This is a genomic window from Geosporobacter ferrireducens, from assembly GCF_001750685.1.
Classification (GTDB): Bacteria; Bacillota; Clostridia; order Peptostreptococcales; family Thermotaleaceae; genus Geosporobacter; species Geosporobacter ferrireducens.
Genome location: NZ_CP017269.1, coordinates 4460313 through 4481002, shown reverse-complemented (window position 1 = coordinate 4481002; position 20690 = coordinate 4460313). Strand labels below are relative to the sequence as shown.

General features: G+C 39.3%; 18 protein-coding genes. 3 read left to right on the top strand and 15 right to left on the bottom strand.

The window, feature by feature from the left end; translation table 11 throughout:
• Positions 1-41: 41 nt before the first annotated feature.
• Both Gferi_RS20990 and rlmD read right to left on the bottom strand, forming a co-directional pair.
• Positions 42-755, bottom strand: coding sequence for a hypothetical protein (locus tag Gferi_RS20990; RefSeq protein WP_069979984.1), 714 nt, complete (start codon positions 753-755; stop codon positions 42-44).
• Positions 756-1007: 252 nt separating this feature from the next.
• Complete coding sequence (gene rlmD, locus Gferi_RS20985; protein ID WP_408607515.1) at positions 1008-2378, bottom strand: 23S rRNA (uracil(1939)-C(5))-methyltransferase RlmD; 1371 nt, start codon at positions 2376-2378, stop codon at positions 1008-1010.
• 192 nt (positions 2379-2570) lie between these two features.
• Between rlmD and Gferi_RS20980 the strand changes: the two genes are divergently transcribed.
• Positions 2571-3890 carry a GerMN domain-containing protein gene (locus Gferi_RS20980; protein WP_069979982.1) on the top strand — a complete coding sequence of 440 codons (1320 nt, stop codon included), beginning with the start codon at positions 2571-2573 and terminating at the stop codon, positions 3888-3890.
• A gap of 318 nt (positions 3891-4208) precedes the next feature.
• On the opposite strand, the gene Gferi_RS20975 is transcribed toward Gferi_RS20980, so the two are convergent.
• The 10 genes from Gferi_RS20975 to whiA all read right to left on the bottom strand — a co-directional run bounded on the left by Gferi_RS20975 (position 4209) and on the right by whiA (position 15657).
• Positions 4209-4607: an FxsA family protein gene (locus Gferi_RS20975; protein ID WP_069979980.1), complete on the bottom strand. Its 399-nt coding sequence runs from the start codon at positions 4605-4607 to the stop codon at positions 4209-4211.
• A gap of 6 nt (positions 4608-4613) precedes the next feature.
• A complete protein-coding gene (locus Gferi_RS20970; RefSeq protein ID WP_069979978.1) occupies positions 4614-5033 on the bottom strand; it encodes an acyl-CoA thioesterase in 420 nt (139 codons plus the stop codon).
• 124 nt (positions 5034-5157) lie between these two features.
• On the bottom strand, positions 5158-6915 hold the full coding sequence (gene pyk / locus Gferi_RS20965) for a pyruvate kinase (RefSeq protein WP_069979977.1): 1758 nt from the start codon (positions 6913-6915) through the stop codon (positions 5158-5160).
• Positions 6916-6931: 16 nt separating this feature from the next.
• Positions 6932-7894: a 6-phosphofructokinase gene (gene pfkA / locus Gferi_RS20960; protein WP_069979973.1), complete on the bottom strand. Its 963-nt coding sequence runs from the start codon at positions 7892-7894 to the stop codon at positions 6932-6934.
• Between the two features lie 105 nt (positions 7895-7999).
• Positions 8000-8188, bottom strand: coding sequence for a hypothetical protein (locus Gferi_RS20955; protein WP_069979971.1), 189 nt, complete (start codon positions 8186-8188; stop codon positions 8000-8002).
• Between the two features lie 145 nt (positions 8189-8333).
• Entirely contained in the window at positions 8334-11804 is a 3471-nt protein-coding gene (locus Gferi_RS20950) for a DNA polymerase III subunit alpha (protein WP_069979969.1), read from the bottom strand.
• 19 nt (positions 11805-11823) lie between these two features.
• Complete coding sequence (locus Gferi_RS20945; RefSeq protein ID WP_069979967.1) at positions 11824-13122, bottom strand: DRTGG domain-containing protein; 1299 nt, start codon at positions 13120-13122, stop codon at positions 11824-11826.
• A 64-nt stretch (positions 13123-13186) separates the two neighbouring features.
• Positions 13187-14257 (bottom strand): HD-GYP domain-containing protein, encoded by a 1071-nt coding sequence (locus tag Gferi_RS20940; RefSeq protein ID WP_069979965.1) that lies wholly within the window; start codon positions 14255-14257, stop codon positions 13187-13189.
• 173 nt (positions 14258-14430) lie between these two features.
• Positions 14431-14697: an HPr family phosphocarrier protein gene (locus tag Gferi_RS20935; protein WP_069979964.1), complete on the bottom strand. Its 267-nt coding sequence runs from the start codon at positions 14695-14697 to the stop codon at positions 14431-14433.
• Positions 14698-15657: a DNA-binding protein WhiA gene (whiA, locus tag Gferi_RS20930; protein ID WP_069979962.1), complete on the bottom strand. Its 960-nt coding sequence runs from the start codon at positions 15655-15657 to the stop codon at positions 14698-14700.
• 220 nt (positions 15658-15877) lie between these two features.
• Here whiA and Gferi_RS27740 point away from each other — a divergent pair, with 220 nt between their 5' ends.
• Positions 15878-16048, top strand: a complete 171-nt coding sequence (locus Gferi_RS27740) for a DUF1540 domain-containing protein (RefSeq protein ID WP_083273679.1) — start codon at positions 15878-15880, stop codon at positions 16046-16048.
• Between the two features lie 18 nt (positions 16049-16066).
• Here the strand turns inward: Gferi_RS27740 and Gferi_RS20925 are convergent, their stop codons facing one another.
• Positions 16067-16492 (bottom strand): NUDIX hydrolase, encoded by a 426-nt coding sequence (locus Gferi_RS20925; RefSeq protein WP_069979960.1) that lies wholly within the window; start codon positions 16490-16492, stop codon positions 16067-16069.
• Positions 16493-16769: 277 nt separating this feature from the next.
• Here Gferi_RS20925 and Gferi_RS20920 point away from each other — a divergent pair, with 277 nt between their 5' ends.
• Complete coding sequence (locus tag Gferi_RS20920) at positions 16770-17315, top strand: hypothetical protein (RefSeq protein ID WP_069979958.1); 546 nt, start codon at positions 16770-16772, stop codon at positions 17313-17315.
• Between the two features lie 23 nt (positions 17316-17338).
• On the opposite strand, the gene Gferi_RS20915 is transcribed toward Gferi_RS20920, so the two are convergent.
• Positions 17339-18721 (bottom strand): tryptophanase, encoded by a 1383-nt coding sequence (locus tag Gferi_RS20915; protein ID WP_069979956.1) that lies wholly within the window; start codon positions 18719-18721, stop codon positions 17339-17341.
• A gap of 194 nt (positions 18722-18915) precedes the next feature.
• Positions 18916-20655: a methyl-accepting chemotaxis protein gene (locus tag Gferi_RS20910; RefSeq protein WP_069979954.1), complete on the bottom strand. Its 1740-nt coding sequence runs from the start codon at positions 20653-20655 to the stop codon at positions 18916-18918.
• Positions 20656-20690 lie beyond the last annotated feature (35 nt).

Sequence of the window (20690 nt, the reverse complement as noted above, 5' to 3'; positions counted from 1 at the left end):
CACCTCTATCCTCATCAAATCATCGATGAATTGAAATTTGTTTATTCTAAGTCCCTTGTTTTCATATTTGCCGAAGCACTTAATACACCAAATTCCATGTTTACTCCACCTATTCTATTACATACAAATTCATTTGAAAAACAATTAATAAATTCATCTTCTTTACAATATATATCATCAGTTGGATAAACAAGTATTCTTGTCGTATCCAATGCTCTAAAACTATCAATAGATAACTTTGACTTAGTAATTTGGCCGCATATCAACCTGTCAAATTTCAACTTACCTCCCGCCCAATGCTGTCTGATTCTATTCTTAATATCTCCCGTAGTTCCAACATAAAGTTGACAATATTTATCAAGAATCATTACATAATATCCCGGGCAGGAATATTCGCTCAAGTCTGTAATTTCAAAAAACCTAGCTTTCTTAAGAAATTGTGCTACTTCATCCTCAAACTTAACATGGTCCAATCTCTCAAAGAAATTCATATTGAGGTCAAAATTCTGCACAACTTCGATTAAATGCTTTTTACACCAATCATCTCTATAAATAAGCCCTTCTTTATCAGCATAAATCTCAGAATAAGCCTTTATAAGTTTCTCATCGTTCCTTTTCAGTGCCTGTATATATATCATATTTTTTCCATGTGTACTCTTATTTGAAATAATAGCATAATTCTCACGGGTTAATTTGTAACCACGAGTTCTTAATGACATAGTTAGCCCAAAATGAATAATTGTTTTATCATCCATCTTTTACCTCAACATAAATTAATAGTATTGTTGTTCTGTTCAACCATTTGATAAATTCCCTGTTTATTTATGTGTTCTATACTATCCTTTATCATTTTATTGTCCAGCTATGGGAAATTCAAGCATGGACTCTGAAATACCGAATGTCATCTATGAAACGCCCCAAAAAACAGGGTTAAAAAATGCAGTTTTTGACCCTAATTTTTGCTCATTTTTAGCTTCAAAACCACTACATGTTGTGGTATACCTGCCTTATTTTCCTTTAGAACCACAATACGTCATCATTATTACGCACTCAACGTGCGATGTATGCGGAAACATATCCACTGGCTGTACTTCAACTGTATGATATCCCCGATCCTCCAGATACCTCAGATCCCTTGCTAGGGTGGCAGGATTGCAGGATACATACACCACTCTTTGTGGATTCATCTTTACAATCGTATCCAACACCTTTTCATCGCAGCCCTTTCTCGGAGGATCTACCACTACCACATCAGCTTGTATGCCCTCCCTATAAAGCTTTGGCACGACTTCTTCCGCCTCACCTGCATAAAAGGTCACATTTTCAATATCATTGATTCGGGCATTTTCTTTCGCATCTTCGATGGCTGCCTCCACCACTTCTATTCCATAGACATGCTTGGCCTTCTTCGCCAAAAACAATGAGATTGTCCCAATCCCGCAATAGACGTCAAAGACAGTTTCCTTGCCCGTCAGTCCTGCATACTCCAGCGCCTTTCCATAGAGCACCTCAGTCTGCATAGGATTGACCTGGAAGAAGGACAAAGGCGAAATATTAAACCTCAATCCTCCCAATGTATCTACAATCTGATCACTGCCATAGAGAGTGATGCATTCTCTGCCTAAAATGGTATTGCCCTTCTTGGTATTTATGTTTTGCACAACACTTTTGAGTCCTGGTATTTTTGCAGTTAGATCCTTAATTAACGCCTCTTTTCCGGGCAATTCTCTTCCGTTAGTCACTAAAATAACCATAATTTCACCTGTAGAGAAGCCCACCTTTGTAAGAACGTGGCGCAGCAGACCGTGGCCAGTTTTTTCGTCATAGGTAGAAACCTGATGTTCTACAATATAAGTTTTTATAATGGCTATCAACTGATCATTGATTTCATGCTGGATATGACAGCTCTCTGTATCAACAATCTCATGACTTCCTTTTTTATAGAAACCAATGATCGCCTGCGCTCCTGATCTTCCTACAGGAAACTGGGCTTTATTCCGGTAACGGGCCGGCGACTTCATGCCTAATGTATTATGTATAATCACATTCTCCAGTTTTCCGATCCTTTCAATATTCGCGCGTACCCGATTAGTTTTAAGCTGCAGCTGCGCAGCATAATCAATCTGCTGGATTTGGCAGCCCCCGCAAACTTCTGCGATGGGGCAGATGGGTTGAACTCTGTTTTCTGAAGGATTTACAATCTTGATGATCCTTCCGGCAGCATAGTTCTTTTTCACTTCCTCGATCTTTATCTTTAAAAGATCTCCCGGTACACCATCCACCACAAACACGGTCATTCCCGCAATACGGCCGATTCCTTCTCCGTTATGGCCAATATCTTCTATCGTAATCAGGTGTTTTTCGTTCTTTTTTAGTATTTCATTCATCATATGTATTCCACCTCATTTATTCATCTTGTGATGCTGTCGAAGCCCTTAGATTTTTGCTCCATATTATCTGTTATTGGTTAAATATGTTAAAGGGTAATACTTTTCCCTTTTGCTTTTATGCCTTATAATGTAAATAAGGGTGCTTGTGAGACAAGCTCCAATGGACAAAGGAGTGATTACATGCTAAGGTCAATCTTTAATCTGTTTCTCGTCTTTATTATTTGTATTACTGCTTCCGGTATCCCTGTAAATGTAGATGCATTTGACTTCTCTCTGCCACTCCCATCTACGAATACAAGTATATCATATGTTACTAATTTGAATACCGATAGCTTGGAAAATCCTTCGACAATTCAACTTGAGATCCATGGTATAACCCCTATGGAGTTAACTTACGAAGGCGATCAAAGGCTCCTTTTAGAAGTTTTTCAAGATAATCAGCAAATTGCCAACATTAACGGCAACGATCTCATAATAGAAACAAATGAGTTATCCAGCGCCGTTGAAGAAAATTTGGAATACACCCTGGACATATCACAGCAAAAGCTTAATCTTCCTAATGGAAATTATGTTTTCCATATTCGCTCACTGGCCCAGGAGCTCAAAAAAGCAAAACCTTTTATATTGAATGTATCCTATGTTTCTATTGCAAAATACATCCCGGCTTCCAACAGCATCGCCCAAGGTACGATGGCCCTTCATTTAGGCTTTACCGATTCAGACTATCAGTACCTTATCCCAGTAACCCGTGTAGTTCCTTATGATCGTGCTGTCTTGCGCACGGTGATCGATCAATTGCGTACGGGTCCTGATCCAGCTTTAGGCCTAACTGGCTTACCGGTGCCGGAAGTAAAAAAGCTTAGTGTCACAAAAGATCTCCTTACCGTCAACTGGACCGCTGATGCAGTGCAGGCTGCTCAAGGTTCCAGCGTTGCAAGTCTTGCCAGTGACGGCATTATTCAATCATTAACGGCTGTTTCCGGCATCAACCGGATAAAGTTCCTAGTGGATGGCAAAGAATCCGATGAATTGTTCCACGGCGTAGGTACTCGAACCATATTCACAGCGGATAAAGCACCAAAGATATATTTAGCCTATGACAATCAAAAAGATCGAATGCTGCTAGTCCCTTATCGCATGCAGTCTAAAGACAGAGATACGCTGGTTCAGGAAGTTTTTACAGGACTAAAAACGGCTGAAGTACAAGGCACTGCTGCAATAAACCTAAAGGCAGTGCTCCCAAGTCAAATAGAGCTTCTTGACTTTGCTGTTCATAATAAGGTTTTAGCCCTAAACTTAAGTAAAGAATTTTTAGATGCACATCCAAGCCGTACAGATCTACAAAGAATGATAATCGATGCAATTCTCTATAGCTTTACCAGTATTGACGGTATTGACAAGGTACAAATCAAAGTTGAAGGAAATGCTGTAGATTCCTTTGCCGGCATCAGCCTTTCCCAGGCAATAAAAAGACCTCTGTTTATCAATCCTGAAAGATAGTTGTTGGATGTTTATCTATCAAACTCGTCATAACGGGCAGACACAAGGCCTGCCCCTACAAAAACCAGTCTTCATCAAAAGATATATTTACAATCTACACATAAACATTCTATTTCATAGGACTTGAGGGGTCTATCCTCAAGTCTTATTTTATGCAAAAAAATTAGGCACCTGTAGCATGTGCCATTCAAGAATAATAAATAGAAGAATCAGTTATCACCTATTTTTCAAATATCAAAAAGCTATTATAGATTATTATACATAAAATTGAATTTTATACCAGCTAAAAATCGTTAAAATACTGGAAATTTTTTTCGTCTAAAATCTTTTGAAATAAATTGTATTATTTCCATTCGCCATCATCTGCTCCAGCTTCCTTTTTATGAGCGCTTTTGCTAACTCTCGCGTTCCCGGTATAACAAGTATAAAGCCCAAGCTGTCGGTCAAAATTCCCGGTGTCAGAAGCATTGCCCCGCCAACCAATACACATAACCCATTAATCAACTCATCTCCCGGCATTCTTCCCTCTCCCATTTCGTAACGCAAGCGAAACCATATTTGCCGCCCTTGCGACTTTGCGAGATAAGCTCCTACAATTCCCGTTAGAATCACAATACCAAAAGTATATCCTAGGCCGATATATTTATTCAGTTTTAATAGAATGAACAACTCCGCCAAAGGGACTAAGGTAAACAGCAGCAATAAACGCATGAACATTTTTTATCACTCCTCTGTACATTCTTGCAGCAACTTCCACATGCTCGAATTTACTTTTTTAAAATTAACAGGTTTCAACTGTTTGTCAACAAAGGCATGCACCGTTTTTCCCTCAGCTAAAATTTCTTCGTCTAACTTTCGAATAATTTGATAAGCAAACTGCAATCTTACACCTTTTAAAGCGCGAATCTTTGTACGAACCAATATCTCATCATCATATTTAGCTGAAGCTCTATAGAAGCACTGACTTTCAATAACAGGCATAATGATGCCTTCTTCCTCCAGTTTTTTATATGTATATCCTAAAGATCTAAAAAACTCAGCTCTCCCTACTTCAAACCATGTATAGTAGTTTCCATGATACACAACGCCCATCTGGTCTGTTTCCTGATATCGAACGCGAATTCTTGCATCATTGATATGCATCAAAAATCCTCCTTATTCCTAGTCAATAATAGTATGTCTAATCATTATTCTTCATATCAATTTGTTTTCCCTTCATTTCATAGATAAAAAAATAACCGAAGCATCCTTCGGTTATTTTTTTATGCTATAATACGTTTGCTTTTCCCCTGTACGCTAGTCCCCTAATACTATCTAACGTAATAGTTCCACCATCTTTTAATATCGATGTTGCGTCAGTCGCTCCAACAATCGTAGGTTTTCCTAAATGCAAGCCTACAATAGCAGCATGAGAAGTCAATCCGCCTTCTTCAACAATAATACCGGCTGCTTTCTCCATATATGGAACCATATCACTGTCTGTAGCTGTTGTTACAAGTATACTGCCCTCTTCAAACTTGACTGCTGCTTCTTCTGCATCTTTTACGATACACACTTTCCCGATGGCGGATTTTTTTCCGATACCCATTCCCTTGAGCAGTACCTCTCCTACGATTTGCACCTTGATCGTATTAGTTGTACCTGCCACACCTACAGGGACGCCGGCAGTAATCACGATAAGATCTCCGCACTTGATATACTTATACTTTAAAGCTTCTTTAATGGCTAAATCAAATACCTCGTCAGTAGATTCTCCCTCTTTTGTAACGATAGGATAGGTATTCCACGTTAAGACCAGCTGTCGTGCAACTTTATGGCTGGTAGTTGTTGCAATAATCGGTGCCTTCGGTCTGAATTTAGATACCATTCTGGCAGTAAAGCCTGATGAAGTGGACGTAATAATCGCTGATGCACCCAAATCTTGAGCACTGGTACAAGTTGCATGGCTCACTGCATCCGTGATGCTCTTTTCTTTACCAACCCCTTTTTCCCTTAGAATGCCGCGATAATCCAATGAATCCTCAGTTGTCTTGGCTATATTGGCCATCGTTTTTACTGATTCCAAAGGATATTTCCCTGCCGCCGTTTCCCCAGACAGCATAATGGCGTCTGTTCCATCAAAAATTGCATTTGCAACATCCGTTACCTCAGCACGTGTCGGTCTTGGATTTCGAATCATGGAATCAAGCATTTGAGTTGCTGTAATAACCGGTTTTCCTACCGCATTACATTTCTTTATAATCATTTTCTGAACAAGGGGGATTTGCTCTGTTGGAATCTCTACCCCTAGATCTCCTCTAGCCACCATGATGCCGTCAGATACCTCAATAATATCATCAATATTGTCCACGCCTTCTTGATTCTCAATTTTAGAAATGATCTGTATGTCTGCTGCATTATGTTCTTCTAAAATTCTACGGATCTCATAAACATCCTGTGCCTTTCTCACAAAGGAGGCAGCAATAAAGTCGATACCATTTTCGATGCCAAAAATGATATCATCTGCATCTTTTTTTGTGATAGCAGGTAAATTGATTTTAACCCCGGGAACATTTACGCCCTTGTGGTTCTTAATCGTACCCGAATTATTTATGCGGCAACGGATATCTGTATCGTTAACAACCTCTAATACTTCCAGTTCTACAAGACCATCATCAATAAGGATTCTATTGCCCTGCACTACATCTGCTGGCAATCCCTCATAGCTGATATTGCTAATGGTTTCATCTCCAAGTATATCTCTGGTAGTTAGCGTGTACTCTTTGCCTTGTTCCAGCAGAACTTCAGGGTCTTTAAATTTCCCTGTTCTTATCTCCGGACCCTTTGTATCTAAGAGGATAGCTACAGGCGCATTCATCTCTTTTCTTACTTCCTTAACCACTTCTATTCTCTTTAAATGCTCTTCATGGCTGCCATGGGAAAAATTTAATCTTGCTACATTCATACCATGTTCAACCAACTGCTTTAATATTTCATGTTTTTCACTAGCTGGGCCGATTGTACAAACAATCTTTGTTTTTCTCATCAGTAAATACCCCCTTTTATATTGATAGTACTTTAGCTAATCGATATATATCTTGATTTAGCTTCTTTTCGATTGTCAACGCTTCTGATATATCCATGTCGATGATTTCATTTCCTTTTATCCCAATTACTCTGCTGCTCTTATTATCTAGAATTAGTTCTACTGCTTTTCCGGCCATTCGACTAGCTAGTATTCTGTCAAAAGCAGTTGGACTTCCACCTCTCTGAATATGTCCTAATATTGTTAGTTTCGTTTCTATACCGGTTTTCTCCTCAATTTCACTGGCTACCTCATAGGAATTTTTCACGACACCTTCTGCAAGAAGAATAATACTATGTAGTTTTCCTCTATTTCGACCTTGTATGAGTCGCTTACAGATCTCGTCGATTGAGAACTCTTCTTCCGGTACGATAATGCTCTCTGCACCGCCGGCCAGTCCCGCGTATAGTGCAATATCCCCACAGTGCCTTCCCATTACCTCGATAATGTTTGCCCTTCCATGAGAAGTAGAAGTATCCCTTATATTGCTGATGGCATTCAATACGGTATTAATGGCCGTATCAAATCCAATTGTGTAATCGGTGTATGCCAGATCATTGTCTATGGTTCCCGGTAAACCGATGGTTGAAATTCCTGCTTGACTCAGTTTTTCTGCTCCTCTAAAGGATCCATCCCCTCCTATGACTACAATACCATCAATTCCAAAAATATTGATTACATTTAATGCTTTGCTAAAACCCTTTTCTGTCTTAAAGTCTTCGCTACGTGCGGTACGCAGCATTGTTCCGCCCCGGTGAATGATATCAGCTACAGAAGATAGGCTCATATTTTCTATGTCTCCATTTATCAAACCTTCATAGCCTCTTTTGATCCCTACAACTTTTAGATCATTATAAATAGCTGCTCGAACGACTGCCCGAATTGCAGCATTCATTCCCGGCGAATCCCCACCACTGGTAAGAACCCCGATTTTTTTCATCGTATCCCTCCTTGTATCATGGTTGAATAACTTATGATAAGTGCCTACATATTTCTTAAGGGAAAGCCTCCCTTGATGGGGCTTTCCCTTATGATATCATAATCACTAATATCCTAAATCCACCAATACATCATGCGCTTCCTGTACTTCCCCATTGGGAACCAAAACTTCATAGACTCTGTCGTCTTCTTTTCCAATTGCCCTAATTTTCACTAAGAATCCTTCACTGCCCAACAGTTCTTTTATCTTTTCGCCATCTGCTTGGTTATGAGCCATATATACTACAGTCCACATTAGTTGGCCCTCCCTTTTGGAGTACTTGATTTTTCTTATTATTGTAATTCAATTTTTGTCAAATTTCAATACATCTAAAGATTGAAATCAAATTTCTTCCTAAATATTATTTTCATTTTCCTTCCTTTTCATGTACATAACAGAATTATGAGACTTTTACACACTCAGCTCCAAGAATTTTTCTTAGTTCCTCCATCAAGCTGCTGTTGATTTCCACCCAGAGCTCCGCATTGGCTTTAAGTTTCTTATTTTGTTCCTCGATATAGATATATACGGGTACATTTCCCTTCCATTGCTGAAGTACAGGTTTCACTCTCTCGATCACCTGAAGTCCCTTCTCCCTCGATATTGTTAAGGAGAGGCCGCTATAAGAATGGTCCATCTTCACTAACGGCAGTATTTTCTCTGCAATCAACTTTGGCTCTTCTTCTTCCTTCATAGTAATTCTTCCTTCCACCACCACAGCCTGGTCTTCATAAAGGAGATTCGCTGATTTATCATATACATTTGGAAAGATCAGTACTTCTACGGTACCGTACAGATCCTCTAATGTAACAAATGCCATTATTTTATTGTTCTTTGTGGTTTTATTGATGCGATGGATGATCAACCCTGCCAGACGCACATAAGCGCCATCCCTCAGATCACTGTTTTCTTCATTTTCCTTTAATTCTACCAATTCTCCCGTATTCACTGTTGAAAGACGTAAAATTTCCTCTTCAAACTCTGCGAGGGGATGCCCTGTAATGTATAAGCCTGTAGTTTCTTTTTCCATAGCCAGCAGCATCTTCTGTGGAAATTCTTCTACATTCGGTAATACATCTTCCTTCACAGTCTCCGGCAAAACCTCATCAAAGTTAGAAAACAATGAGACTTGTCCTTCAATATTTCTGCGGCGATCTTGCTGAATTCCATCGATAACTCTTTCAAATATAGCCAGCAGTTGGGCACGGTTGGCACCAATATGGTCAAATGCACCACAACGGATCAGGCTTTCAATAGCCCTTTTATTTACCTCCTTTGAATCGACTTTCTCGCAAAAATCCATAAAGCTCACATATCGCCCTTTATCCTGCCTTGCCTGTACAATGGCATCGATAATTCCCAAACCTACGTTTTTTACAGCCATCAAGCCAAATCGGATTTTACCGTTCTCTACAGTGAATTTAGGACCGCTTTCGTTTATACTTGGTGGAAGAATCTCCATATCCATCTTTTTACAGTCCTGAATATATTGGGCTACTTTTGAAGTGTTTCCCATTACACTTGTCAGCAGTGCCGCCATAAATTCTACGGGATAGTAGCATTTCAAATAGGCCGTCTGATATCCTAATACTGCATAAGCGGCAGCATGGGATTTATTAAAGGCATATTTTGCAAAGTCTATCATTTCATCGTAAATCCGGTTGGCCACATCCTCCGGGACCCCATTGCGAATACAACCAGCTATTTCTAGGTTTCCCGCTTCATCGGTTTTTCCATGGATAAAATACTGACGCTCTTGTTCCATTACTTCCATCTTTTTCTTTCCCATGGCTCTGCGTACCAGGTCACTGCGTCCGTAACTGTAACCTCCCAAATCCCGTACTACCTGCATTACCTGCTCTTGATACACCAAACAACCATAGGTCACATTGAGAATCGGTTCCAGTTTGGGATGCAGGTATTGAATCATATGCGGATTATTTTTGTATTGTATATATCGGGGAATAGACTCCATAGGGCCTGGTCGAAAGAGGGAAATACCAGCTATGATATCCTCAAAGTTATCCGGCTTTAAATCCTTCATAAACTGACGCATCCCAGCACTTTCCAACTGGAATACTCCTAAGGTATCTGCTCTGCTGATAAGCTCATAGACCTTCGGATCATCATAATTGCTGTTGGAAAAATCAATTTTCACCCCGTGATTTTTTTCAATCAGATCTAATGCGTCTCGGATCACCGTTAGGTTCCGTAACCCTAGAAAATCCATTTTTAAAAGTCCCAGTTCTTCTAATGTACCCATAGTGAACTGGGTAGTAATACTCTCCTCATGCATGTATAAAGGCACATACTCATCCACAGCTTCCTTGGAGATCACTACGCCAGCGGCATGGGTTGAGGCATGACGGGGCATCCCTTCCAGAGCCCTAGCCACATCTATGAGATATTTCGCCTGCTCATTTTCTTTATATAGTGCTTTTAGTGATGGATTCACCTCCAGCGCTTTATCGATAGTCATTCCCAACTGCATAGGAATCTGCTTTGCAATCCCATCTACCTCTGCATAAGAAAGATTAATTGCCCTCCCTACATCCCGGATTGCAGCTCTGGCAGCCATGGTTCCAAAAGTAATAATCTGGGCTACCTTTTCCTGTCCATACTTCTGAATTACATAATCAATGACTTCTTGCCTTCGTTCAAAGCAAAAATCAATATCTATATCAGGCATACTGATTCGCTCAGGATTCAAAAATCTTTCAAAGATTAGATTGTATTTGATGGGATCAATATCTGTGATTCCCAACACGTAGGCTACAATGCTTCCTGCCGCAGATCCTCTTCCCGGACCTACCATGATGTTATTTTCTTTCGCATAACGAATAAAATCCCATACAATCAAGAAATACTCTACATATCCCATATCAATGATTGTATTCAACTCATAGTCCAACCTTTCCTTCAGTTGGTCTGCACCTTCCCCATACCGTTCTCTCAAGCCTTCATAGCAAAGCCGATAGAGATAGTCCTTCGGCTCTTCTGCCTCTGGAACATCGTATTTTGGAAGATGAATTTGGTCGAAATCGAAATCCACTTGGCAACTATTTGCGATTTTCACGGTGTTCTCCAGGGCCTCTGGTACATAGGAAAAGAGTGCTTCCATTTCTTCTGGTGATTTCAAATAAAAGGCATTGGTAGAAAATTTTAATCGGTCTTTATCCTGAACCGTTTTTCCCGTCTGGATACACAGCAGGATATCATGGCTATCCGCATCCTCTTGTCTCAGGTAATGGACATCATTTGTTGCAACTAAAGGAATCCCCGTCTCTTGACTTAATTTAATCAATTCCCGGTTAACGGTTTTCTGTTCCTCTATATCATGATCCTGCAGTTCTAAGTAAAAATGTTCTTTGCCAAAAATTTTCTCCAGTCTGAGAGCCGTCTCTTTCGCTGCCATGAAGTTGCCGTTTAAAAGCTCTCTCTGTACCTGGCCAGCCAAGCAGGCACTCAAAGCAATGACCCCCTCGCTGTAGTTTTCCAAAACCTCAAAATCAATACGGGGCTTGTAATAAAAGCCTTGTGTATATCCTAAAGAAACGATCTTCATAATATTCTTATAGCCCATCATATTTTTCGCAAGTAAGACGAGGTGCCCTTGATTTTTATCTTTCACTGGATCCCGATCATTCATCCTTCTCGCTGCAGTATATACCTCACAGCCAATAATAGGCTTGATACCATGCTTCTTTGCCTGTTTATAGAAGTCGATTACACCAAACATCGAGCCATGATCGGTAATGGCGATGGCCTTCATACCCATATTTTTTGCCATTTGGGCTAAATCTCTAATTCTGGCAAAACCATCTAATAAACTGTATTCTGTATGGACGTGCAAATGAACAAACTCTCCCATAGACAACCTCCCTTCCCTCTTATTTTTTTAGTATTTTTGCCGACATCATGGCTTTAGAGACAATTTCCTTTTGGTGCTTTACAGATATATCTACCTTATAAAATTTTCTTCCCATGTTGATGATCTCCGCATGGATTTCAATGGTATTCTCCATCTGCAAAGGTCTGATAAAATACACCATGAAGCTGTCGATCACACTATCCAGTTGTTTTTCCTTTTTGATTGCAAAGGATCCTGCAGCGGACATAAGCATAACCATTACACCGGCACTGGCAATTCCCAATTCATTGAGCATCATAGGTGTTATATCGCCAAGCAGTCGAATTCCATTTTCCGTTTCTTCAATCTTAAAATGATCCAGCAGCATATCCTCAAAGGTTTCGCCTAAATGAGGCTGACTTCTGATATACTTTAAGCCGCGAATCACATCCTGACGCGTAATTACACCAATAAGTTTTTTCCCCTCTACCAGTGGAATCATTTCAATTCCTTCCCAAATCATTATATGAGAAATATAAGCTACAGAAGTGTCTCTTAATATGGTAATAGGTTCCTGGGTCATAAGATTTTTTATTAAGTCATCATCTTGCGCTTCTGCAATATCTCTCGGAGTCACGATACCGATAACATGTTTATGGTTGTCCACTACTGGAAAACGACTATGCCCTGTTTCCCGAATCTTTTTTTTCAAATCGCCTACATTCTGCGTTCCCTCGATGTAATATAAGTCCCTGGGCATAATATCCTCCGCCATAAGAATCTCTTTACGAATCAACCGTTCATGAATATCTCTATTTAGGATAGAGGTTACTGTAAAAGTATCATGGCTGGTAGAAATGATCGGAAGCTTTTTTTCATTAGCCATTTTCTTGATCTCATCTTTACAGGAAAAACCTCCTGTAATCAATACGGCGCAATCTTTGTCCAAGGCTAATTTATGCGCATCATCCCGATTGCCTACAATCAACATGTCCCCTTCTGAAAGATAGCGTCTAATCTCATTAATTGCCATAGCTCCGATAACAAATTTATTAAAGGTTTTATAGATGCCTTCATGGCCTCCTAAAACGGTTCCCTCTACGATATGCAAGACTTCTGCAAAGGTAAGCTTTTGAATTCCTTTTTTCTCTACCTTTTCCACACGGATTGTTCCGACTCTAGGCATGGTACTGACCAGCTGCAGAAGCTCTGCATCCTTAATGGCTTTATAGGCAGTTCCTTCACTAACGCCCATATCGTTTGCAATTTGCCTGACTGAAATTTTGGTTCCTGCTGCAATACCTCGTATATACGCTAATAGTTGTTCATTTTTTGTCATCTTTATTCTCCCGTACACTAAAAATAGGTATGAAAGTTCTCTCACACCTACTATTATACCAAACTTATTCAATATTCTCTAATATATCTACAATCGTAATCGACGGATGTTTTACCAGATTCAAAATGCTTTTTCCACTGCACTTTATGCCTAATGGATCTAACAGACAGCGAATCTGCGGTCGGTGTGGAAAGTTCTTATCAATACTTGAAACAATTCCTCTATATCCATTGCTTAGCACCACCATCGTTCCAATAGGATAACTGGCCACATATCGCGTAAAATTTTTGACAATTTCATAATCGAATTGGTGATTCCCCATAGAAATCAAGTATTCGATTGCCTGGTGCGGCTTGATTTTAGATTTATATACACGATCAGAGGTCATTGCATCATACACATCTGCAATCGCTACGATTTTGGCATAGTCATGAACTTCTTCACACTTTAACCCCTGGGGATAACCCATGCCATCGTAACGCTCATGATGGGTTAAAGCGATCAAGGCAGCTTCCTCTCCTACTTGAGGATATTTCCGTAAAACCTCGTAACCCAGCTTAGCATGATGCTGAATAACGCCATACTCTTCTGCGGTTAATGCCCCGGGCTTATTCAGAATCGCCAAGGGAACTAGTGTTTTTCCAATATCGTGAAGCAGTGCGCCAACACCTAAGGTTTTCAAGTTTTCTCTAGAATATCCCAAAGAAATCCCTGTAATAATGGATAGCACAGATACATTGACAGAATGTCCAAAGGTATATTCATCAACGGTCCTAATTTCCGACAGATTCAGCAGTATATCTTTCTGGCTCAACAACTCCTCCAATAGGTCATTTACCATGGCCAATACTTTTTCCGTTTGAAGCGCTTGTCCTACACTTACCTTTTCCATAGTTTCTCTTACTAACTTCTTTGCCTCAACCCTGGCTTGCTCGCTGATTACATCTTGAAGAATTGTATTTTCTTTCTCTTCTGACATAATATATATTTCATCTATCCCTGCATCCTTTAGTTTTTCGATATAAGATTGCTTTAGAGGCATGCCGGAGGAAAGTAAAATCTGCCCCTCTTCATCATAAATATTTTTTGCCACCATCATTCCCTGTTTTATGTAATCCACCTTGAGCTTTCGCATGATGCCCTCCATCATTCTGTCATCATTCGTATTAATTTTGTAAGAACCTACATGAATTGTTATTATTTACATAGATTTCGACATCATAATAAAAAATCCTTTTCATATTTATTATTTATTACAAGGACTTTTCTACTATTTAGCAATAAAAAACTGCTCCAAATTGGAGCAGTTTACATATTCGCCAGTGTAACCTCAATTAGATTGACCAAAGCACTTAAAGCTTCACTCTCATCGGGTCCGTCTACTTCAATCATAATTTTTTCTCCCTTTCCAACACCGAGAGACATCACACCCATGATACTTTTTGCATTAATCTTTTTTGTACCTTTTTCAAGCATAATATCTGATGCGAACTTATTTGCAGTCTGTACAAACAATGCTGCCGGTCTTGCATGAAGACCAAGTTTATTTATTACAGTAACCTCTTGATGCACCATTTACATATCCCCCTTTTTCTGCTTTAATTTCTCAGCAATTTTATCTATTTTTCTTAGTCTATGATTCACACCCGATTTTCCTACAGGTGGCGTTAACATATTGCCAAGTTCTTTCAAACTGGCATCTTGATAATGCAGACGCAGCTCTGCAATCTCACGCAGTCCTTCAGGTAGAATTCGAAAACCCTCTGTTTTTTGGATGTACTCTATATTTTCGATCTGGCGTATAGATGCATTAACAATCTTACTAAGATTTGCAGTCTCACAGTTTACAATGCGATTTACATTATTGCGCACCTGCTTGTAGATGCGAATATTTTCCAAGTTGAGCAGTGCAGAGTAGGCACCCATAATATTCAGCAAATCAACAATCTGATCTCCTTCTTTCAAGTAAACCACGTAACTTTGCTTCCTCTGAATGATTTTTGCCCCCAGATCAAATTCATTAATAAGATTTTTTAGATCCTCACTGTGCTCTTCACTGGTTGTTACAAATTCTAAATGATAAGCTTTTTCCGGATCACTAACAGAACCTGCTCCTAAAAAAGCCCCTCTTAAATAAGCTCTTTTACAGCATCTTGACTTAATTAGCTCCCAGGGTACTCCGTGCTCTATGGTAAATTGCTCATCACTTAACTTTAGTATTTTTACCGTTTTGAGGATATCGTTTGCACCCGCATCACTGTTTATTGTCATCATATAATGGTTATTCTTCTTCAGTAATTTATTCCTTTTCACCATTAATTCTGTATGAATTCCGAAAGATTTTTTCAAAAGCGTAAAAATTGTGCGCGCTACAGCTGCGTTTTCTGTAGCAATCTTAATATTTACTTTTTGAAATCCCGCCAACTGAATCGTCCCGCTCATTCGAATCATTGCAGCTAATTGAGCCAACTGACAACAGGAGTCTTCCGGAATAATCCTAGCCAATTCATTCTTTGTTTTCATCGAAAAAGACATATGATCACCTGCTTTATGAACAATGATGCTTTCTTACCTAGGTTTTATTTTTACTACAATATTATATATTTCATATATTATAACACAATCTAAAAATTTTTCTATTAAAATTTTATTAAGAATCGTAATCTTTCTAATATTATTTTGTGTAATATTTGTATGAAATATTTTTTAAAAAAAGACACAAAATATATATGAAACCAATGAGGAGGTGTAAAATATGCAAGGAGGAAAACATCCTACAATGGAAGTAATGTGCCACGTTTCAAACTGTCGTTTTTTCAAAAATGATTATTGTCATGCTGACAAAATAGAAGTAAACCCAAAGCATAGAGGTATGGCTCATAACAGTGACGATGCCTTGTGTTCTACTTTTATTCCTCAACAGTAGTGATATAATAAAAAGGCCTCACCGGTTGGTGAGGTCTTTTTCCATCTCTTTAATAGCTTTTTCAATGATTTCCCGTTCATCATCATATTTTGCCAACTCGATAGCCCGGTTCATATGCACAAATTTTGCTTCAATAAAGCCTTCATCCTTTAAGGGGATACATTCCATATTTCTTGCTTTCATTAAATACCAATGTACTGTTTTATTTACTGTTTCATGATCCTGCCAGCTGTTTTTAAAAGAGTAGTTGATTTTTCCTAAATATCTCAGCACTTCGGCTTTTACACCGCCTTCTTCAAATACCTCTCGTACAGCTGCATTACTGGTTTCTTCATCTAGTTCTACCTTCCCTTTTGGCAAAACCCAATCTCCATTATACTTTCTAAGCAGCAATATGGCATTTCCGAAAACAACGACACCTCCTGAGCTGATTTCTTCCCTCACAACGTCCACTCCTTCTATACTGAAACAATCTTTTCTTTTTTCTATTTGTTGCTCTTTCTCTAGGTCTATTTTCCTACCGAATATCTATATATAATAAATTACCATAATCCCTTATGCCTTTCAATGTTAAATTGCAAGAAAAATTTTCATATCACTTTGTACCTGAATCATCCAAATCTGTTAACCTACATCTTTTTATACACATTTGCCCTCGGTTATTCCTTATTTTCTTAGATAAAATAATAAGAAGAAACAGATAAGAAGGCAGGTGAAAATAATGTCTATTCATGAAAGATTTATTATTAATCTACAAGGAAAAAATTTTGTAACCTATGAAGGACTTTTAGATTTAGCACATCAACAAGAGCTTGAGTCTATTGCAGTAGATCTTGTGCAGCTTCCTTCCCAAGATAATGCTTATACAGCTGTATGTAAAGCAACCGTCAAAACAAAGGACAAGGTTTTTACTGATTTTGGTGATGCAAGTCCAAATTCTGTGCGCAGCAATTTGACTCCTCACATCATCCGAATGGCCTCTACGAGGGCAAAGGCTAGAGCTTTACGAGACTTTACAAATATTGGAATGACCGCTATCGAAGAACTAGATTTGAAGGATTTAGATGATAGCAGCCTTGTTCGAGAATCTACTAATCCTGCGATAGAAGGTCCTGCAGCAGAAGACCCCCCCACTCAAAGGCAAATAGAGACTATAAAAAAGCTTTCTGGAACATTAGAAATTCCCGTTAATTTTGATAATTTGACTAAACGAACTGCAGGAGAATTAATTTCAAAAATGTTGGATGAAAAATATAAGCGGCATTGACATGCCGCTAGTTTTTTCATAGTCTATTTTACAGGTCTTAATTTTGCAGTGAAATGACGTAGTACCTTTGGCTCATATGCAAACTCTAACCCTACTAATTTTTCTGCATTTTTAAAGACTGCTATCACTGCATCGGCCACTACATCCATATGCCGATTGGTATATACCCTTCTAGGTATAGTAAGTCTCATTAGTTCCAGTGGAGATTCCAGATTTTCTCCAGTATCCGGATCTCTTCCCAAAAGGAAAGAGCCAATTTCAACGGGTCTTACGCCGGCTTCCAGATATACAGCATTGCAAACTGCCTGTGCAGGAAACTCATCATATGGGATGTGCGGGCAGATTTTCTTACAATCTACAAACACCGCATGACCTCCAGTAGGATATTGGATCGGTACACCTGCCTCTACTAACCGGTCTCCTAAATACTTCACTTGCTCGATACGATACTCAAGATAATCTAATTCAATTCCTTCCTGCATACCTACGGCTAAGGCTTCCATATCTCTTCCGGATAATCCGCCATAGGTAGGAAACCCTTCCAACGGTACGATGGTAGAACGGCAAAGGGTATAAAGTTCTTCATCTTCCTTGATTCCAATTAATCCACCCATATTCACCAATCCGTCTTTCTTCGCACTCATGGTGAACCCATCTGCATAGCCGAACATTTCCCTTACAATTTCTCGGATGGATTTTTCCTGATAGCCGGATTCTCGCATCTTAATAAAATAAGCATTTTCTGCATACCGTGCCGCATCGATAATTACCTTTATACCATACTTATCGGCAATGGCTTTTACACCTCGGATATTTGCCATAGAGACAGGCTGTCCCCCTGCCGAATTACAGGTTACAGTTACGACAATCAGCCCAATTTTTTCTACGCCTTTTTCTTTGATAAAGGCCTCTAGCTTTTCAAGGTCAAAATCCCCCTTAAAATCGTCATAGGTTGTGGTATCATAGGCTTTATCAGCAATCATATTAACAGCTCTGCCGCCGGCGATTTCTATATGCGCTTTCGTAGTATCAAAATGCATATTGCCTAATACATAGTCTCCTTTATTCTTGATTAGACTTGGAAATACCACCTGCTCGGCACCTCTTCCTTGATGGGCTGGAATCACATATTTGTATCCGATGATGTCCTGTACCGATGCCTCCAATTTATAAAAGCTTTTACTTCCTGCATAAGATTCATCCGCCACCATCATTCCTGCCCATTGTGCATCACTCATTGCACCGGTTCCGCTGTCGGTTAATAAGTCAATATATACATCTTCTGCTCTCAAAGCAAAGGGATTATATCCAGCCTCAATCAGCGCCTTTTCCCTCTCTTCCCTAGAAATCATACGAATGGGTTCAACCATCTTGATTTTAAACGGTTCAGCCTTTCTAATACTCATTCTATAAACCTCCCTTTAATATAGATTCTACCAACCGGTGTTGTGAATTAATTTTATTGCTTAAAATTTTTTTATACCTCCTCTATTATTCTACATTTGTATGAAAAAATCCTCTTCCTTTTATAATCTTTTCCCCTATTATGTGTAGGTTTGCATAAAAAAACTTATGGCATCAAAAGACGCCATAAGTTTTTTTATATTTTAAATGTCCTGACTTCTTCTAACAACAGCTTGGCCGATTCTGCCAAATCTTGACTGGAAGATGCAATCTCTTCCATCGATGCCAATTGCTCCTCGGTAGATGCTGAAACCTGTTGGGCTGAAGCTGAAGTTTCCTCTGCAATTGCCGATAAGTTTTCTATGATTCCTATCAATTCATCTTTGCTTATCTCCATATCTTTGCTGTAGCCATTTACTTCGTCAATTCTTGTTACCAGGTTTTGTACTATAGCCAGAATCTTTTTAAAGATCTCTCCTGTTTGATTCACAGCTATATTATTTTCTCCAACAGCAACCTTAGCGTGTTCCATAGCCTGTACAGCCATCTTCGATTGATTCTGTATTCCCTGTATAATCTGATGAATATCCCCTGCTGCCCGTCCGGACTGCTCTGCCAACTTTCTGATTTCTTCTGCAACTACGGAAAATCCTTTACCGTGCTCTCCGGCGCGGGCTGCTTCTATAGACGCATTTAAAGCCAATAAATTTGTTTGCTGGGCAATCTGTCCAATGGCACCAATAATCATCCCGATTTCCTGTGCATGTCGATTTACTTCTATTACGATTTCATTTACTGCCATGGTCGATTGAGCAGTTTCTTCAGATTTTTCGGTAAGTACTTGTACCTTAACCAGTCCTTCTGAAGTTATTTCATTGGTTTCCTTTGATATATCTCCAATTTCCCTTGCATTTTTTGTTACCAGTTCAATTTTTTCTGATAAGCCACTGACCTTCAGCATGCTTTCTTCCATGTTTCTGGCCTGTTCCATTGCCCCCTTGGCGATATCCTCAATGGCTCTTGCCACTTCCTCTACAGCCGTGGTGGTTTGTACGGTGATTTCCGATAAATGCTCTGAAGTCTCTGTAACATTTTTTGTGGAATGACCGGTCTTCTGAAGAAGCCCTTTCAGGGTTCTGATCATATTGTTTAGACTATCAGCAATCTCACCGATTTCGTCTTTCGTATGTACATCGCAGTTTACTCTTAGATCTTGATTTTCTGCTGCTTGAATAGTTTTTACAATTTCTTGTATATTATGAACCATTTTTTTAACAAACAATATAGAAATCAATACACCAAAAAACATTACTGCCAATCCGATGATAATCATGTTGAAAATCGTTTTGTTTACCACCTTCATTGCGTTGGCTTTACTAACCCCGACAAACCAGGCCCCAATAATTTTGCCGCCGGCATCTTTGATGGGCATATATCGACCTTGATAAATCACACCATTTACGTTAGCCTCACCATTGTATTCCTGGTCTCTTTCTATCACGTCTGCAACATTTTTAGATATCTGGGTACCTACTGCCCGACTGCCATCCTGCATCTGTACATTGGTAGCTACCCTCTGATAAGGTCCCTCATGGGTCTCCAGCTTTGCCTGTTGATTTTTCATGAATATGGTGGCTAAAGAACCAGTTTGCTTTTCTATTTCATCTACCAATTGATAGTTGCCCCCATTCTGGGTTCCGTCTCCAATCAATACCGCTCCCTTATAGAGCTTATCTCCTTCTACTCTCCAATCACCTGCATATTTCACGTCTAAAAGACTATAGCCCAGCTTAGCATCGCCACTAAGTTTTTGCTCTATTTCATACATGGCAATTTTTATTAGTTGATACCGGGCGATTGCTATAGTGGAAAATCCTAGCAGGCTTAATAAAGCAATCATAACGAACAGCAGTTTTCCTTGCAATTTTAATTTCATATTGTCATCCCCCTCGTTTGCTATATTTTTATAAA

What these genes read in the sequence shown, in the direction of transcription:
- Gferi_RS20990 (WP_069979984.1), bottom strand. Translation starts at nt 755, where the DNA reads ATGGATGATAAAACAATTATTCATTTTGGGCTAACTATGTCATTAAGA.
- Gferi_RS20980 (WP_069979982.1), top strand. Translation starts at nt 2,571, where the DNA reads ATGCTAAGGTCAATCTTTAATCTGTTTCTCGTCTTTATTATTTGTATT.
- Gferi_RS20975 (WP_069979980.1), bottom strand. Translation starts at nt 4,607, where the DNA reads ATGTTCATGCGTTTATTGCTGCTGTTTACCTTAGTCCCTTTGGCGGAG.
- Gferi_RS20970 (WP_069979978.1), bottom strand. Translation starts at nt 5,033, where the DNA reads ATGCATATCAATGATGCAAGAATTCGCGTTCGATATCAGGAAACAGAC.
- pyk (WP_069979977.1), bottom strand. Translation starts at nt 6,915, where the DNA reads ATGAGAAAAACAAAGATTGTTTGTACAATCGGCCCAGCTAGTGAAAAA.
- pfkA (WP_069979973.1), bottom strand. Translation starts at nt 7,894, where the DNA reads ATGAAAAAAATCGGGGTTCTTACCAGTGGTGGGGATTCGCCGGGAATG.
- Gferi_RS20955 (WP_069979971.1), bottom strand. Translation starts at nt 8,188, where the DNA reads ATGTGGACTGTAGTATATATGGCTCATAACCAAGCAGATGGCGAAAAG.
- Gferi_RS20950 (WP_069979969.1), bottom strand. Translation starts at nt 11,804, where the DNA reads ATGGGAGAGTTTGTTCATTTGCACGTCCATACAGAATACAGTTTATTA.
- Gferi_RS20945 (WP_069979967.1), bottom strand. Translation starts at nt 13,122, where the DNA reads ATGACAAAAAATGAACAACTATTAGCGTATATACGAGGTATTGCAGCA.
- Gferi_RS20940 (WP_069979965.1), bottom strand. Translation starts at nt 14,257, where the DNA reads ATGCGAAAGCTCAAGGTGGATTACATAAAACAGGGAATGATGGTGGCA.
- Gferi_RS20935 (WP_069979964.1), bottom strand. Translation starts at nt 14,697, where the DNA reads ATGGTGCATCAAGAGGTTACTGTAATAAATAAACTTGGTCTTCATGCA.
- whiA (WP_069979962.1), bottom strand. Translation starts at nt 15,657, where the DNA reads ATGTCTTTTTCGATGAAAACAAAGAATGAATTGGCTAGGATTATTCCG.
- Gferi_RS27740 (WP_083273679.1), top strand. Translation starts at nt 15,878, where the DNA reads ATGCAAGGAGGAAAACATCCTACAATGGAAGTAATGTGCCACGTTTCA.
- Gferi_RS20920 (WP_069979958.1), top strand. Translation starts at nt 16,770, where the DNA reads ATGTCTATTCATGAAAGATTTATTATTAATCTACAAGGAAAAAATTTT.
- Gferi_RS20915 (WP_069979956.1), bottom strand. Translation starts at nt 18,721, where the DNA reads ATGAGTATTAGAAAGGCTGAACCGTTTAAAATCAAGATGGTTGAACCC.
- Gferi_RS20910 (WP_069979954.1), bottom strand. Translation starts at nt 20,655, where the DNA reads ATGAAATTAAAATTGCAAGGAAAACTGCTGTTCGTTATGATTGCTTTA.